The 13,841-nt window shown below is 66.0% G+C and carries 15 protein-coding genes and 1 pseudogene; 7 read left to right on the top strand and 9 right to left on the bottom strand.

All coding sequences use genetic code 11. From position 1 onward, the window contains the following. Positions 1-43: 43 nt before the first annotated feature. Positions 44-865, bottom strand: a pseudogene (gene xth, locus AC3A3Q_RS07990) (exodeoxyribonuclease III); the annotation flags it as partial. After that, the gene (locus tag AC3A3Q_RS07985; protein ID WP_487585738.1) at positions 866-1,705 is read right to left on the bottom strand and encodes a hypothetical protein; all 840 of its coding nucleotides are present in this window, start codon (positions 1,703-1,705) and stop codon (positions 866-868) included. A 188-nt stretch (positions 1,706-1,893) separates the two neighbouring features. On the opposite strand from AC3A3Q_RS07985, the gene AC3A3Q_RS07980 reads away from it, so the two are divergent. Further along, positions 1,894-3,450: a fumarate hydratase gene (locus AC3A3Q_RS07980; RefSeq protein ID WP_487585737.1), complete on the top strand. Its 1,557-nt coding sequence runs from the start codon at positions 1,894-1,896 to the stop codon at positions 3,448-3,450. Positions 3,451-3,670: 220 nt separating this feature from the next. Here the strand turns inward: AC3A3Q_RS07980 and AC3A3Q_RS07975 are convergent, their stop codons facing one another. The 3 genes from AC3A3Q_RS07975 to AC3A3Q_RS07965 form a co-directional block, all read right to left on the bottom strand. Continuing rightward, positions 3,671-4,624 carry a patatin-like phospholipase family protein gene (locus AC3A3Q_RS07975; protein WP_487585972.1) on the bottom strand — a complete coding sequence of 318 codons (954 nt, stop codon included), beginning with the start codon at positions 4,622-4,624 and terminating at the stop codon, positions 3,671-3,673. A 95-nt stretch (positions 4,625-4,719) separates the two neighbouring features. Beyond that, positions 4,720-5,895, bottom strand: a complete 1,176-nt coding sequence (locus AC3A3Q_RS07970; protein WP_487585736.1) for a phospholipase A — start codon at positions 5,893-5,895, stop codon at positions 4,720-4,722. Between the two features lie 43 nt (positions 5,896-5,938). Further along, the gene (locus AC3A3Q_RS07965; protein ID WP_487585735.1) at positions 5,939-6,424 is read right to left on the bottom strand and encodes a DUF456 domain-containing protein; all 486 of its coding nucleotides are present in this window, start codon (positions 6,422-6,424) and stop codon (positions 5,939-5,941) included. A 218-nt stretch (positions 6,425-6,642) separates the two neighbouring features. Between AC3A3Q_RS07965 and AC3A3Q_RS07960 the strand changes: the two genes are divergently transcribed. Next, positions 6,643-6,852: a cold-shock protein gene (locus AC3A3Q_RS07960; RefSeq protein WP_158731317.1), complete on the top strand. Its 210-nt coding sequence runs from the start codon at positions 6,643-6,645 to the stop codon at positions 6,850-6,852. Between the two features lie 182 nt (positions 6,853-7,034). Here AC3A3Q_RS07960 and AC3A3Q_RS07955 read toward each other — a convergent pair whose 3' ends face one another. Both AC3A3Q_RS07955 and AC3A3Q_RS07950 read right to left on the bottom strand, forming a co-directional pair. Next, entirely contained in the window at positions 7,035-7,514 is a 480-nt protein-coding gene (locus AC3A3Q_RS07955; RefSeq protein ID WP_487585734.1) for a glycine zipper 2TM domain-containing protein, read from the bottom strand. Between the two features lie 183 nt (positions 7,515-7,697). Beyond that, positions 7,698-8,144: a hypothetical protein gene (locus tag AC3A3Q_RS07950; RefSeq protein WP_487585733.1), complete on the bottom strand. Its 447-nt coding sequence runs from the start codon at positions 8,142-8,144 to the stop codon at positions 7,698-7,700. A gap of 85 nt (positions 8,145-8,229) precedes the next feature. Between AC3A3Q_RS07950 and AC3A3Q_RS07945 the strand changes: the two genes are divergently transcribed. After that, complete coding sequence (locus AC3A3Q_RS07945) at positions 8,230-9,030, top strand: tRNA threonylcarbamoyladenosine dehydratase (protein ID WP_487585732.1); 801 nt, start codon at positions 8,230-8,232, stop codon at positions 9,028-9,030. 61 nt (positions 9,031-9,091) lie between these two features. On the opposite strand, the gene AC3A3Q_RS07940 is transcribed toward AC3A3Q_RS07945, so the two are convergent. Then, the gene (locus AC3A3Q_RS07940; protein WP_487585731.1) at positions 9,092-9,862 is read right to left on the bottom strand and encodes a TatD family hydrolase; all 771 of its coding nucleotides are present in this window, start codon (positions 9,860-9,862) and stop codon (positions 9,092-9,094) included. A gap of 20 nt (positions 9,863-9,882) precedes the next feature. Continuing rightward, positions 9,883-10,104 (bottom strand): DUF6116 family protein, encoded by a 222-nt coding sequence (locus AC3A3Q_RS07935; protein WP_487585730.1) that lies wholly within the window; start codon positions 10,102-10,104, stop codon positions 9,883-9,885. Positions 10,105-10,269: 165 nt separating this feature from the next. On the opposite strand from AC3A3Q_RS07935, the gene AC3A3Q_RS07930 reads away from it, so the two are divergent. From AC3A3Q_RS07930 to AC3A3Q_RS07915, 4 genes are all read left to right on the top strand, one after another. After that, positions 10,270-11,079: a glycine zipper 2TM domain-containing protein gene (locus AC3A3Q_RS07930; protein WP_200605449.1), complete on the top strand. Its 810-nt coding sequence runs from the start codon at positions 10,270-10,272 to the stop codon at positions 11,077-11,079. A gap of 257 nt (positions 11,080-11,336) precedes the next feature. Then, positions 11,337-12,500 carry an acyl-CoA dehydrogenase family protein gene (locus AC3A3Q_RS07925; protein WP_487585729.1) on the top strand — a complete coding sequence of 388 codons (1,164 nt, stop codon included), beginning with the start codon at positions 11,337-11,339 and terminating at the stop codon, positions 12,498-12,500. A 120-nt stretch (positions 12,501-12,620) separates the two neighbouring features. Continuing rightward, complete coding sequence (locus tag AC3A3Q_RS07920; RefSeq protein WP_487585728.1) at positions 12,621-13,178, top strand: GNAT family N-acetyltransferase; 558 nt, start codon at positions 12,621-12,623, stop codon at positions 13,176-13,178. Next, positions 13,175-13,819 carry a glutathione S-transferase family protein gene (locus tag AC3A3Q_RS07915; RefSeq protein WP_487585727.1) on the top strand — a complete coding sequence of 215 codons (645 nt, stop codon included), beginning with the start codon at positions 13,175-13,177 and terminating at the stop codon, positions 13,817-13,819. Before AC3A3Q_RS07920 ends, AC3A3Q_RS07915 begins: the two co-directional genes overlap by 4 nt. Positions 13,820-13,841: the final 22 nt, after the last annotated feature.

Below are 13,841 nucleotides of genomic sequence, written 5' to 3'. Positions count from 1 at the left end.
TTGCCCCATCATCGCGCCGTGGCGGTGCCCAGCATCAGGGGTCGATCACGATCCACGTCGGTGCATGGTCGCTGGCACGCTCCAGATCGCGCACCCAGCGATCGACGCCGGCTTCGCTCAATCTCGGTGCGAGCTCGGCATTGAGCAGCAGATGGTCAATGCGCAGTCCGGCGTCGCGCTGCCAGTGCTGGCGGAAGTAATCCCAGAACGTGTACACGCGTTCCTCGCCGAACAGCTCGCGCAGCGAGTCGGTCCAGCCCTGCGCGAGCAGCTTCTGGTATCGCTCGCGCGACTGCGGCTGCAGCAGCGCATCCTTGCGCCACGACTTGGGATTGTAGATATCCTCGTCGGTCGGCACGACGTTGAAGTCACCGGCGAGCACGACCGGTTGTCCACTCGCATGCAGTTGCTTCGCACGCTTGATCAGGCGGTCGAACCACGCCAGCTTGTAGTGGAACTTCGGCCCCGGTTGCGGATTGCCGTTGGGCAGGTACAGGCAGGCGACCACGATGCCTTCCACCGCGGCTTCGATGTAGCGGCTCTGGCTGTCGTCCGGGTCGCCGGGCAGTCCACGCCGGATCTCGACCGGGTCGCTGCCGCGGGCGAGGATGGCCACGCCGTTCCACGCCTTCTGCCCATGCCAGATCGCGCCGTAGCCGGCATCGGCGAGGGCCTTGCGCGGAAATTGTTCGTGCGCAGCCTTGAGTTCCTGCAGGCAGGCCACGTCCGGCGCTTCCTCGCGCAGCCACGCCAGCAGCGAATCCAGGCGGGTGTTGATGCCGTTGACGTTGAACGTGGCGATCTTCAAGCGTTGACCCGGCGCGGCGCCCGGGAGCCGGCAAGGCCGGCCCCTGGGCCAATGCACTCAGAAGCGATACACGCCACCCAGTCGGATGCCGCTGTCCTGGAACTCGAGGCGGCCGTCGAAGCGGCTGGCTTCGGCATCGGCATCGATGTTGTTGAAGGTGTAGTCGAGCATGAAGCCGAAGCTCTCCCACGGGAACCACTCGACGCCACCACGGGCGAAGGTGACGTCGGCATCGATGTCGTTGATCTTGGCGGTGAAGTAACCGGCTTCGGCGTAGATGCGCCAGTCGTCGGCCGGGACCCAGCGCCAGCTGGCACCGATCGACGGTGCGGGCACGTCGGCGGAGACCTGGCGATCGAACGCCGCGCCGCCCTGGTTGCCGCCTGCGTCCAGTTCCAGGTCCAGGTCGAGTTCGACCTTGTACCAGACCAGTCCCAGGCGCGGTCCCAGCGCCCAGGTGTCGTTGTTGGCGACCCACCAGTTGTAGTTGAGCTCGTAGGCATCGAGGTTGTACTCGCTGCGCACGGTGGCACTGGCCGGGTAGACCGCGCCGTCGAAGTTGATGTCGCGGCTGAGCGTGCGCCTGGAGTTGAAGCTGTCCTGGTAGTAGGCGATGCCGAACTCGTGGTTCTCCAGTGGCCGCCACGACGCCGAGATCAGGCCGATGGTGCTGTCGCCATCCAGGCCCAGGTCGCGCTCCAGGTCCACATTGGTGCCGCGCAAGGTCTCGCCGTCGGCGCGAAGCTCGGTGTCGAATTTGCTGATATAGCCTGCGATGCGGATGCTGAAGGTATCCAGGGGCTCGACCGCCAGGGCAGGGAACGAGGCGATCGAGAGGAGGACAGCGGGCATCAGCAGGCGGCCGACAGCCCCGCTACGGCGTTGCGAAGACGACATGGGAACCCCCTCAGGCTGGCGGCAGGCGGGGGCCGGCCGCATAGATGTTCAGTTTCTGTAACGTTCCATTGTGGGCTGTGCGTGAAATGTGAAGGCCCCGATTTCCCCAATCGCGCCCCTGCCGGCACCGGACCCGCAGTCAGTTAAGGGCTAAAATATCGGCCCCATCGCCAGCCTCGAAGCCCGCCGTGAGCAACGCCGCAAGCCCGAAGTCCAGCTCGACCACGCCCGTAGCCATTCGCCAGGAAGACCTGATCCAGTCGGTTGCCGATGCCCTGCAGTACATCAGCTACTACCACCCGGTCGACTACATCAAGAACCTTGCCGCCGCCTACGAGCGCGAACAGTCGCCGGCCGCGCGCGACGCCATCGCCCAGATCCTGATCAACTCGCGCATGTGCGCCGAGGGCCACCGCCCGATCTGCCAGGACACCGGCATCGTCACCGTCTTCCTCGAGATCGGCATGAACGTGCGCTGGGACGACGCCACGATGGGCGTGGAGGACATGGTCCACGAGGGCGTGCGTCGCGCCTACAACCACCCGGACAACAAGCTGCGCGCCTCGGTGTTGGCGGATCCGGCGGGCAAGCGCACCAACACGAAGGACAACACGCCGGGCGTGGTCAACGTCAAGGTCGTGCCGGGCAACACCGTGGACGTCATCGTCGCGGCCAAGGGCGGCGGTTCGGAAGCCAAGTCGAAGTTCGCGATGCTCAATCCGTCCGACTCGATCGTCGACTGGGTGCTCAAGACCGTGCCGACGATGGGCGCGGGCTGGTGCCCGCCGGGCATGCTCGGCATCGGCATCGGCGGCACCGCCGAGAAGGCGATGCTGCTGGCCAAGGAAGCGCTGATGGAGCCGATCGACATCACCGAGCTGCAGCAGCGCGGTGCATCCAATCGTGCTGAAGAGCTGCGCCTGGAGCTGTTCGAAAAGGTCAACGCGCTCGGCATCGGTGCGCAGGGCCTGGGTGGCCTGACCACGGTGCTCGACATCAAGGTCAAGGATTACCCGACGCACGCGGCCAACCTGCCGGTGGCGCTGATCCCCAATTGCGCCGCCACGCGCCACGCCCATTTCACCCTCGATGGCAGCGGCCCGGTGATGCTCGATCCGCCGTCGCTGGCCGACTGGCCGCAGCTGACCTACGACTCGTCCAAGGGCCGTCGCGTCGATCTCGACACGCTCACCCGCGAGGACGTCGCCAGCTGGAAGCCGGGCGAAGTGCTGCTGCTCAACGGCAAGCTGCTGACCGGTCGCGACGCCGCGCACAAGCGCATGGTCGACATGCTCAACAAGGGCGAGCCGCTGCCGGTCGACCTCAAGGGGCGCTTCATCTACTACGTCGGCCCGGTCGATCCGGTGCGCGATGAAGTGGTTGGCCCGGCCGGCCCGACCACGGCCACCCGCATGGACAAGTTCACCGAACAGGTGCTCAGCCAGACCGGCCTGCTCGGCATGGTCGGCAAGGCCGAGCGCGGCCCGGCCGCGATCGAGGCGATCCGCAAGCACGGTTCGGCCTACCTGATGGCCGTCGGCGGCGCCGCCTACCTGGTGTCGAAGGCGATCAAGGCCGCACGCGTGGTCGGCTTCGCCGACCTGGGCATGGAGGCGATCTACGAGTTCGAAGTGCAGGACATGCCGGTGACCGTCGCCGTCGATTCCACCGGCGAATCGGTGCACAAGACCGGCCCGCGCGAGTGGCAGGCGAAGATCGGCAAGATTCCGGTGGTGGTGGAGTAAACCGCCAGCGTTGTAAGACCTCGTCGTTCCGGCGAACAGTCACCGTCATCCCGGCGAACAGTCACCGTCGTCCCGGCGAACGCCGGGACCCAGGCCCGCAACGCATCAGCCACCTCACCGTCATCCCGGCTTTCGCCGGGACGACGTGACTGAAGGGCTCTGAGCCTGGATCCCGGCGTTCGCCGGGATGACGTTGATAAGTGACTGAACGTGGCCGCCGCTACAACCGCCCCACCAGCTCCACAAGCTTCTTGCGCGTATCGGCCTGCAGCAGATACGCCTGCGCCATCGACTCCAGCGCCGCGACGTTGGTCGCGCTGACGTCATCGAGGTCATCCAGCCCGGTCACCAGCTCCGCCTGCAGGCGGAAGTAACCATCGCCGACCAGGTGCTGGGCGATGTAATCGACCGCATCGGTGTTGCCGTCGAACAGCACGTCGATGATGGGAATTGCCCATTCCAGCGCACCCCATTCCTGCGCCGATTTCAGGTCGATCGGCCGGTTGCGCTCGCCGCTGCCGACCGACAGCACCACCAGGTCCTGGGCGCCGTCGATGCGCGCGTCCTTGCGCAAGGCTTCGGCGATGGCGCAGGCGGTGGGATTGTTGGCGACCACGCCGCCATCGATCATCGAGCGCCTGCGTCCTTCGACCACCATCGGATGGGCCGGGAAGTAGGTCGGTGCCGCGGTCGAGGCCCGGCACACGGACCACATCGGCAGGTCGGCGTGTTCGGGCTTGAAACTCTTGAAGACGATCGGCGTGCGCGAAATCGTGTCGTAGCTGGTTACCAGCAATGGCTTCTTCGCCTGGCCCAGCGTGGTCGTGCCGAAAACCTTCTTCAGCACCTTCTCCAGACCTTTGGCGTCATAGCGGGGGGCAGACACGCCCTGGGTAAACGCGCGTCCGGCCCGCGACCACAACCGCTGCGCCATGCCGGGAAAGATCAGGTGCCGCTGCTGGCGGTACAGCTCCGCCAGTTGCTGGGGCGGAAGGCCGAGAGCCAAGCCGCAGGCGATCAGCGCACCGGTCGAGCTGCCGGCGATCAGGTCGAAGTTGCGGAGCAGCCCGCCGGATTTCCTGGCCTGGGCGAGGGCATCTTCGACGCCGGCCAGCCAGACGCAGCTGACCAGGCCGCGGATGCCGCCGCCATCGAGCGAAAGGATGCGGCGCATTTTCACGTTCACGTCTCCTGCCATTGCAACCCCTGCCGAAGATGGAAGCCATCATCGCAGGCCGCGGTCGCAGGGACTGCGACCGCGTTGTCAGGTCAGTACCACTCCAGCAGCGAGATGCCCAGGCCGATGTAGGTCGCACGATGGTTGTAGTCGATCAGGCTTTCGCCGTAGCCGTCGAACACCTGGATGTGTCCGCGCAGGCTGTTGCTGATCGGGAAACCCCAGTCGAGCTGCACCGCGCCGTGCGAGCGGTCGCCACCGCGCAGCGAATGCCGCCCCATCACCGAGAACTGATGACCGCCGTGCACGTACACCAGCGTCGCATCGCCGCGCCCGACGAAATCCTCGATGTCGGAGTTGTTGTCCTCGCTCGCGCTTTCCTTGACCCGCCACCACGGCCGGACCGTCAGCGCCCAGTTCTCGCGATCCAGGCCGATCATGCCGACCACGCGGTTCCAGCTGCGCGACAACGGATCGGCTCGGCCATTGGACTGGTGGTTGATGCCGATGCCGGCCAGGCGGCCGTTCCAGCCACCGATCTGGTAGTTGTTGCGGAAGGTCAGCATGACCTCCGGTTCGTAATTGGTCTCGCGGAACGGTCGCGAGGTGTCGGCGCTGTAGACCTGCCAGTGCGAGGACTGGGTATAGGCCATCCACAGGTCGCCGTTGTCGCCGAAGATGTTCTCCCAGGCCTTGGTCTTGAAGCTGAGCTGGAACTTCGCCTCCAGCGCATCGACCGGGATGGGCCCTGGCACGGTGTTGTTGGGATTGGGCGAGTGCGGCGTCTCGTTGGCGTCCGTGCTCCAGAACGCGGGCAGCAGGTAGACCGGCTTGTAGGCGCGGAAGTTGAAGACGCCCAGCTTGGAATCGCGCGCCAGTTCCCAGCGGCTGTCGAGCAGCGAGCCCTTGCCGGCGTTGGCGATGGCGCTGTGAAGCGGGTCTTCCATCGGGTACAGGTCGCTGCCGGCGCGGGTCTGCTCGGGCGCGGCCGCCGTCGCATCGGGCACGACCTCCTCGGCGATCTCCAGGTTTTTCTGGATCGCCTTGGCTTCCTTGGCCGCAATGTCGGCGCCGCGCGTGTCGCGGGCGCGGCGGCCATGTACGGCGTCATAGCAGGCCAGGCGTTCGGCATCTACGTTGATGGAAACGCAGGCTTCCGGCGTGGCCGGAACGGCAGGGGCCTGCGCCTGTGCAAGCAATGGCATGGCGGCGGCGACGACCAGCCATGAGCGGTGCGGATTACGGTGCGGATTGCGAACTGGCGGCATGCGGGGGGCTCGATGCGTTGAAGTCACTGATGGGAAGTGTGGCCTAGAAGAACCAGGCGAAGGCGAACAGGCCGAGCATGGCGAATGCCAGGCCGAGCTTGAGCACGACGCCGAAGACGATGCCGAGCCAGGTACCGAACCCGACCTTGGCGGCCTTTCGCACTTCGCGTCCATGGATCAGCTCGCCGCCGAGGGCCCCGACAAACGGCCCGGCGAACAGCCCGACCGGCCCGAAGAACAGCCCGGCGAACGTGCCCAGTACCGCCCCGATGACGGCCAGCCTGCTCGCCCCGACGCGCTTGGCGCCTATCGACGTGGCCAGCAGGTCGATGCCCAGCGACAGCACGGTCAGCAGTCCCAGTATCACCAGCGGCACCCAGCCGACCTCGCGGAAATCCCCGGCCCATGCCGCCAGCAGCATCCCGGCGAATACCAGGGGCAGGCCGGGCAGGGCAGGCAATACCGTCCCGGCTATCCCGACCAGCATCAGAATGCCCGCGATTAGATAGTAAATTCCCTGCAATTCCATACTAATTACCCCCTGTCGGACCATGACTTTGCCCAGATTGCATTTTCACCCGGCGCGGGGTACTTTGCGGGCGCTGTGTTTGCCAGGGTCACCGTGAATCGTGGCCCGATGCGGTTGATCCATCGATCCGCTACATCGTTGCACCTCGCTTCCTCCTTGCAACCAGCACGCAGCCTAACGCCGCGTTATCAACCAAACGTTCCAAGGAGTAAGTAAATATGTCGAACCGTGAAACCGGTACCGTCAAGTGGTTCAACGATGCCAAGGGCTTTGGCTTCATCAGCCGCGAAAATGGTGAGGACGTGTTCGTGCACTTCCGCGCCATCCAGTCGCAGGGCTTCAAGAGCCTGAAGGAAGGCCAGAAGGTCTCCTTCACCGTCGTCCAGGGCCAGAAGGGCCTGCAGGCCGACGCCGTCCAGCCGCTCTGATCACGGCAGACGACGGAAGTCACTGGCGCGCCGCTTGCGGCGCCCGGAATGGAAAAAACCCGGCCTTGGCCGGGTTTTTTCTTTCTGCGTCGGTGGCGGAACGGATGGCTGCCGGTGCATGGGCGAAGTTTCCAAACATTCCCGGTCATCCTTGTTACCGCTCCCATTGTTTCCAGGATTAGTTACTGCGCCCAGGCGCGGCCGTTATTCACGCGGACATACGAGCCTTCGCGAATGCCGTCGAGGTCCTTCTGCGTGACCACGGTGGTGCGACCGTCGTTCAGGCGCACATAAACGTTATAGGCCGCGCTGCCGGTGTTCTTCTGGATTGCGTTGCCGGCAACGGCGCCGCCGACCGCGCCCGCGGCCGCTGCGACATTCTGATTGCCCTTGCTGCCACCGGTATGGGCGGAGATCTCATGGCCGGCGACGGCGCCGACGATGCCGCCAAGGATTGCACCCGTTGCGCTGGGCGCGGTGCTGCCTGCCGCGACCTGCTCGATGCGGGTAACGGTGCCGCAGTCGTAGCAGGTGGCACTGCTGCCACCGTAGGACGGTGCCGGCGCGGTGCTGTAGCCCGAGGACGGAGACGTGGCACAACCGGCCAGTGCGACCATGGCAGCGGCGGCAACACCAAGCAGGCGGAGATTCTGGGAACTCATGCGCGACTCCTGTGTGGATGGAGTGGTGTTGGCCGGACTACGTCGGCACGCCACGCATTGGACGCTAGCGGTCGCGAGGTGAACCGGCGATCAATACTCACCGGGTCGAGTGGATTCGTTGGGGAAGTAGCCAGCTTGCTGGTGACGGCGTGACGACGCCGCTGCCGAATGCCGGCTACGGCCTCAGCTGCGGAAATCCTGGTGGCAGGCCTTGCAGGCTTCGCCGATTTCAGTGTTGACCGTGCCGACACCGGCGCAGTTGAGCGGCGGACTGGCCAGCGCCGCGTCGAGCTTGGCGCGCATGCGGCTGGCGTGCTCGCCAAAGCGCTTGTCGTCGGCCAGGTCCGGGAAGGCCGGTTCCAGGTCGTCTGCCATGACCCGCAGCGCCTTGAAATGGGGCAGGACATCGGTGGCCGCGCAACGGTTCTGTTCGACCTTCTGCTTGAGCTGACCCAGGTGCCACTGCTGGACGTGCATGACGCTCTCGTGGAAATGGTCCTTGCGGGCATCGATCGCACGCAGCGCCATCACCGTAGCGACCACGCCCATGACCAGGCCGATCAGGAACAGGAACAGATACTTCGTCGCGTTGCTGCCTGGCTTGACGCTGCTGGGCTGTGGGGTGCTCATCGCCGGGGCTCTCCTTGCAGTTTGCGCGGAACCATATCACGCGGCCCGTGCCCGACCGCGGCCGGCGGACCCTTACAATGTCGCAATGACCACCACCCCCCTGGACCCGGCCTGGCTCGAACGCTTCGCCGGAGTAGACCGCCTTTACGGCGTCGGAACCGTTGCCCGCCTGTCCACCTGCCGCGTTGCCGTCGTCGGCATGGGCGGCGTCGGCTCGTGGGTGGTCGAAGCGCTGGCACGCACCGGCATCGGCCACCTGACGCTGATCGATGCGGACGATCTGTGCGTGTCCAATACCAACCGCCAGCTTCCGGCGCTGGCCGGCCAGTACGGCCGTGCCAAGGTTGAATCGATGGCGGAACGCTGCCGGGCGATCAATCCGCAGATCACGGTGGAGGCGGTTGCCAGTTTCGTCACGCCGTCCAACCTGACCGAGATGCTCGACCGCGGTTTCGACCTGGTGATCGATGCCTGCGACAGCTTCCGCACCAAGGTGGAGATGGCCGCGTGGTGCCGTCGCCGCAAGTTGCCACTGATCGTCGTCGGTTCGGCCGGCGGACGCACCGACGCGACCCTGGTGCGCGTGCGCGACCTGTCGCGCACCGAGCACGATGCGATGCTGGCGCTGGTGCGCAAGAAGCTGCGCAGCGAATTCAACTTCCCCAAGAACACCGATCGCTACTTCGGCATCTCGGCGATCTACTCGCTGGAGAACGTCAAGTACCCGCAGCCGGACGGCAGCGTCTGCGGCGTGCGGCCGCAATTGAGCGGGGACGCCGCGCTGAAACTCGACTGCGGCGCGGGGCTGGGCGCTGCCACGCACATCACCGGCACGTTTGCATTTGCCGCGGTCGGTCGCGCGCTGGAGCTGCTGCTGAAGCGGTAGGAGCGAGCTTGCTCGCGAGGCCAGCCGCAGTTGATGACCCCGATCGCGAGCAAGCTCGCTCCTACGGCGGCAGGGCGAACAGTCGGTGTGCGTTCGCAGTGGTTGCCAGCGCCAGTTCCCCAGGCGCGATGCCGCGCAGCCCTGCGATGACGCGTGCCACTTCCGGCAGCCGTGCCGGTTCGTTGCGCTGCCCGCGGATGCCCGCATCGGGCTGGTCGGGCGCATCGGTTTCCAGTAGCAGGTGCCCGATCGGCATCGATGCCGCCAGCTTGCGCAGGCGATTGGCGCGGTCGTAGGTCACCGGGCCGCCGAGCCCGAGCATGAAGCCGGCGTTCCACAGTTGCCGTGCCTGCTCTGCGCTGCCCGAATAGCTGTGGACGACACCGCGCAGTCCGCCAACGCGCCGGATGGCGCCGATCACTGCGTCGACGGCGCGGCGTGCGTGCACGATGACCGGCAGCTCGAACTCGCGCGCCAGCCGCAGCTGGCCTTCGAAGAAGTGCATCTGCAATTCCGCGTCGAGACCTTCGACGAAGTAATCCAGGCCGCACTCGCCGATCGCGAGCGGACGTTCGCGCTCGATCCACTCGCGCAGCAGCGGCACGTGCTCGTCGCGGTGCTGCGCCAGGTACATGGGGTGCAGCCCATAGGCCGGATGCAGGCCGCTGCCCGGCCGACAGGTGTCTCGCAACTTCGGCCAGCCGGCGGCGTCCACCGCCGGCACGACCTGGCGCGTGACGCCGGCCTCGCGGGCGCGCGCGATCACCTGGTCACGGTCGCCATCGAACTCGGCCGCGTCCAGGTGGCAGTGACTGTCGACCAGCGGGTGCACGGAGGCAGGGTGGCCCGGGTTCAGCGGGGAGCGCGGGGCGCGGGCGGCAGGCCCGGGTCCTTGCGCTTCTTCCAGCTGGCCAGCAGCAGGGTGCCCAGGCCGAGCAGGAGCTCGTCGGCCAGCGGCACGAAGTCGGGCACGACCACGTCGACCACGAACAGGGCCGCGGTCAGCAGGAACAGGCGCGGGAAGCTCAGCTTGCCGAGGAAGCCCAGCAGGGGGGCGGTGAGTGGGTTGGCCATGGCATTCGCAGTATGACGGCGGTCGCAATGACGCTAACACGCGGCCAAACCAGGTTCACAGTCGCGACAGCTTGATGTTAAAAAATCGGCGGCCGTTCAGGATCGCAGTGTTCGAATGGCGCCATCCATCAACCCGCGGGCCAAATCCCGCAACAGAGGCCTGAAATGAACAAGAACATCCTCGCAGTCGCCCTGGCTTCGCTGCTGGTCGGTGGCGTCGCAGTCGCGGCCTTCAACAGCTTCCGTGGCAACGACAACGCGCAGGCCCAGGTGGATGCCAACGGTCAGGCCATCGGCCAGGACGGCGACATGGCGGCTGACGGCTCGATCCAGTCGGGCAAGATCGAATACGCCGACGTGCTCAACGTCAAGCCGATCAACGAGAAGGAAAAGCTCTACGCCACCGTGATCGGCACCGACGCCGTGCGCGAGACCAGCACCACCTCGACCCCGCGTGAGGTCTGCGAGGACGTGGTCGTGCAGGAGCGCGCTCCGGAGCGTGACGGCAACGTTGGCGGCACCGTTGCTGGCGCCGTCATCGGTGGCCTGGTCGGCAACCAGATCGGCAGCGGCAACGGCCGCAAGGCTGCCACGGCCGCAGGCGCCGTCGCCGGTGGCTTCATCGGCAACACGGTCGACAAGCGCCACGTCGGCGGCAAGGTCACCAGCCGCACCGAGCGCCAGTGCCACACCACGTCGTCGACGTCGCAGTCCTCGCGCGTGGTCGGTTACAACGTGACCTACCGCAATCCGGACGGCACCACCGGTTCGATGCGCACCGACAGCAAGCCGGGCAACAAGATCCTGCTGGGTGAAGAGGACAAGGTGGTCGGTTACGACGTGACCTACCGTTACGACGGCGCCGAGCAGACCATCCGCATGGACGAGCGTCCGGTCAACAACCGCCTGCCGGTGATCGACGGCCAGGTCGTGACCCAGACCGCTTCGGCCTCGACGGGTTCGACCCAGGGCTGATCGCTCTCCAGCCAAACGCAATACCCGAGGGGCCGGAGCAATCCGGCCCCTTTCTTTTGTGCCATCGCCGCCCCCGGGCCGGAGGACGACGCTTCGGCGAGTTACTTCACGGTCTTCGTCAGTTCGTAGGGGGCTGGCAATCGAAGCGTCCCGGGCCCGTAAAGGCCTTGGAAAAACAACGCTGTACAGGCTCCACAGGGGGTACCCGAGCGGCCGGCGGCCATTACAATGGCTGTCTTTCCACTGTCGAGCGCGCCATGGCCCTGCACCCGTACGATCTTTACGACGTCCGCTCCCTGCTCACTGAAGAGGAGCGCGCCGTACAGGACACGGTGGCGCGTTTCACCAACGAGCGCGTGATCCCGATCATCGGTGATGCGTTCGACCAGGCCCGCTTCCCCAAGGAGCTGGTGGGTGAGATCGCCGAACTGGGCCTGCTCGGCTCGTCGCTGCCGGAGAAGTACGGTTGCGCTGGGCTCAACGCAGTCAGCTACGGCCTGATCTGCCAGGAACTCGAGCGCGGCGACAGCGGCATCCGCAGTTTCGTCAGCGTGCAGTCCTCGCTGTGCATGTACCCGATCTACGCCTACGGTTCGGAAGAGCAGCGCATGCGCTGGCTGCCGGACATGGCCGCGGGCAAGGTCATCGGCTGCTTCGGCCTGACCGAGCCGCACGGTGGTTCCGATCCGGCCAACATGAAGACCCATGCCAAGCGCGACGGCGGTGACTGGGTCCTCAACGGTTCCAAGATGTGGATCACCAACGGCAACGTCGCCGACATCGCGATCGTCTGGGCGCAGACCGACGAGGGCATCCAGGGTTTCGTCGTCGAGAAGGGCATGCCCGGTTTCGCGGCGCAGGAAATCAAGCACAAGATGAGCCTGCGCGCATCGGTGACCAGCTCGCTGTTCTTCGACAACGTGCGCGTGCCCGACGCCAACCGCCTGCCGAACGTGAAGGGCCTCAAGGGTCCGCTCGGTTGCCTCACGCAGGCCCGTTACGGCATCACCTGGGGTCCGATCGGCGCGGCCATCGCCTGCCTCGACGAAGTGCTGAACTACACCAAGGAACGCATCCTGTTCGATCGCCCGGTGGCGGCAACGCAGAGCGCGCAGATCAAGATGGCCGAGATGGCGCGTCGCATCACCCTGGCGCAATTGCTGGTGGTGCAGCTCGGTCGCCTCAAGGACGCCGGTGCCATGCAGCCGGCACAGGTGTCGCTGGCGAAGTGGAACAACTGCCGCATGGCCATCGACATCGCGCGCGAGTGCCGCGATCTGCTCGGCGGCGCCGGCATCACCACCGAGCACGCGGCAATCCGCCATGCGCTCAACCTGGAGTCGGTGATCACCTATGAGGGCACCGAAACCGTGCACCAGCTGGTGATCGGACGCGAACTGACCGGCATCAGCGCGTTCTGATACCCAGGCTCGTCATTCCCGCGAAGGCGGGAACCCAGCGCCTTCGATTGGCAGCGCGAAGCCACTGGGTCCCCGCCTTCGCGGGGATGACGGCTCAGATGCTGTCGGAGAGGTCCACACGTGTCTGTCTTCGACATCCAACTCGAAACCCCGCGCCTGATCCTGCGCCCACCACAGGCAGGCGACTTCGAGGCGTGGGCGGCGTTCCGCGCCGACGAGGAGGCGACACGTCACATCGGTGGCATCGAAGCACGGCCCATGGCGTGGCGCAGCTTCGCCGCGATGATCGGCGTCTGGCACCTCAAGGGCTTTGCCATGTTCTCGGTGATCGAGAAGGCCAGCGGCGAGTGGGTGGGGCGCGTCGGGCCGTGGCAGCCGGAAGGCTGGCCCGGCACCGAGGTCGGCTGGAGCATCGTCCGCAGGCACTGGGGCAAGGGCTTCGCCCCCGAGGCCGCTGTCGCCTCGATGGACTGGGCCTTCGATCACCTCGGCTGGACCGAGGTGATCCATACCATCGATCCGCAGAACGCCAATTCCAGGGCCGTTGCTGCCAAGCTCGGTTCGCGCTACCTGCGCATGGGCCGCCTGCCGGTCCCATACGATGCCAACGAGATCGAAATCTGGGGACAGTCGCGCGAGCAGTGGCTCGCCCGACGCACACGCGAGGAGCGCGCATGATCACCGTCTATGGCTATCCGTGTTCCGGCAATTGCCACAAGCTGAAGTTGCTGCTGACCCAGCTGGGGCGTGAGTACAAATGGGTCGATATCGACAGCACCTGCGGCGAGACGCGCACGCCGGAATACCTGGGCAAGAACCCCAACGGCAAGGTGCCGATGATCGAGCTCGAGGATGGCCGCATCCTCACCGAGTCCAACGCGATCCTGTGCTGGCTGGCCGAAGGCACGCCGTTCTGGGCGGGCGACGCGTGGCAGCGTGCGCAAGTGCTGAGCTGGATGTTCTTCGAGCAGTACAGCCATGAACCGTACATAGCGGTCGCCCGCTTCATCCGCGGCTGGACGACGCTGGACTCGCCGCGTCGCGCCACGCTGGAGCAATTGCGCGAGCGCGGTCACCAGGCGCTGGCGGTGATGGAACAGCACCTTGCCGCCGGCCACGAGTGGTTCAGCGGCGATGCCTACGGCATCGCCGACATCGCCCTGTTCGCCTACACCGTTGTCGCCGATGAAGGCGGCTTCGACGTTTCGCGTTATCCGCAGATCCGCGAATGGCTGGCCCGCGTGATGAAGACGCCGGGCTTTGTCGCCATGCCGGCGCCGCCGGTCGAGGTCGCCTCGCGCCTGGCGCTGCCGGACTGACCGCCACAGCAAGTTTCCTGCA

It is taken from the genome of Lysobacter sp. Soil_C_59, from assembly GCF_057656415.1.
Note: the sequence above shows the minus strand (reverse complement) of the source record. Positions and strands in the feature narration are given on the sequence as shown.

What these genes read in the sequence shown, in the direction of transcription:
- AC3A3Q_RS07985 (WP_487585738.1), bottom strand. Translation starts at nt 1,705, where the DNA reads ATGTCGTCTTCGCAACGCCGTAGCGGGGCTGTCGGCCGCCTGCTGATG.
- AC3A3Q_RS07975 (WP_487585972.1), bottom strand. Translation starts at nt 4,624, where the DNA reads ATGCGCCGCATCCTTTCGCTCGATGGCGGCGGCATCCGCGGCCTGGTC.
- AC3A3Q_RS07970 (WP_487585736.1), bottom strand. Translation starts at nt 5,895, where the DNA reads ATGCCGCCAGTTCGCAATCCGCACCGTAATCCGCACCGCTCATGGCTG.
- AC3A3Q_RS07965 (WP_487585735.1), bottom strand. Translation starts at nt 6,424, where the DNA reads ATGGAATTGCAGGGAATTTACTATCTAATCGCGGGCATTCTGATGCTG.
- AC3A3Q_RS07960 (WP_158731317.1), top strand. Translation starts at nt 6,643, where the DNA reads ATGTCGAACCGTGAAACCGGTACCGTCAAGTGGTTCAACGATGCCAAG.
- AC3A3Q_RS07955 (WP_487585734.1), bottom strand. Translation starts at nt 7,514, where the DNA reads ATGAGTTCCCAGAATCTCCGCCTGCTTGGTGTTGCCGCCGCTGCCATG.
- AC3A3Q_RS07950 (WP_487585733.1), bottom strand. Translation starts at nt 8,144, where the DNA reads ATGAGCACCCCACAGCCCAGCAGCGTCAAGCCAGGCAGCAACGCGACG.
- AC3A3Q_RS07945 (WP_487585732.1), top strand. Translation starts at nt 8,230, where the DNA reads ATGACCACCACCCCCCTGGACCCGGCCTGGCTCGAACGCTTCGCCGGA.
- AC3A3Q_RS07935 (WP_487585730.1), bottom strand. Translation starts at nt 10,104, where the DNA reads ATGGCCAACCCACTCACCGCCCCCCTGCTGGGCTTCCTCGGCAAGCTG.
- AC3A3Q_RS07930 (WP_200605449.1), top strand. Translation starts at nt 10,270, where the DNA reads ATGAACAAGAACATCCTCGCAGTCGCCCTGGCTTCGCTGCTGGTCGGT.
- AC3A3Q_RS07925 (WP_487585729.1), top strand. Translation starts at nt 11,337, where the DNA reads ATGGCCCTGCACCCGTACGATCTTTACGACGTCCGCTCCCTGCTCACT.
- AC3A3Q_RS07915 (WP_487585727.1), top strand. Translation starts at nt 13,175, where the DNA reads ATGATCACCGTCTATGGCTATCCGTGTTCCGGCAATTGCCACAAGCTG.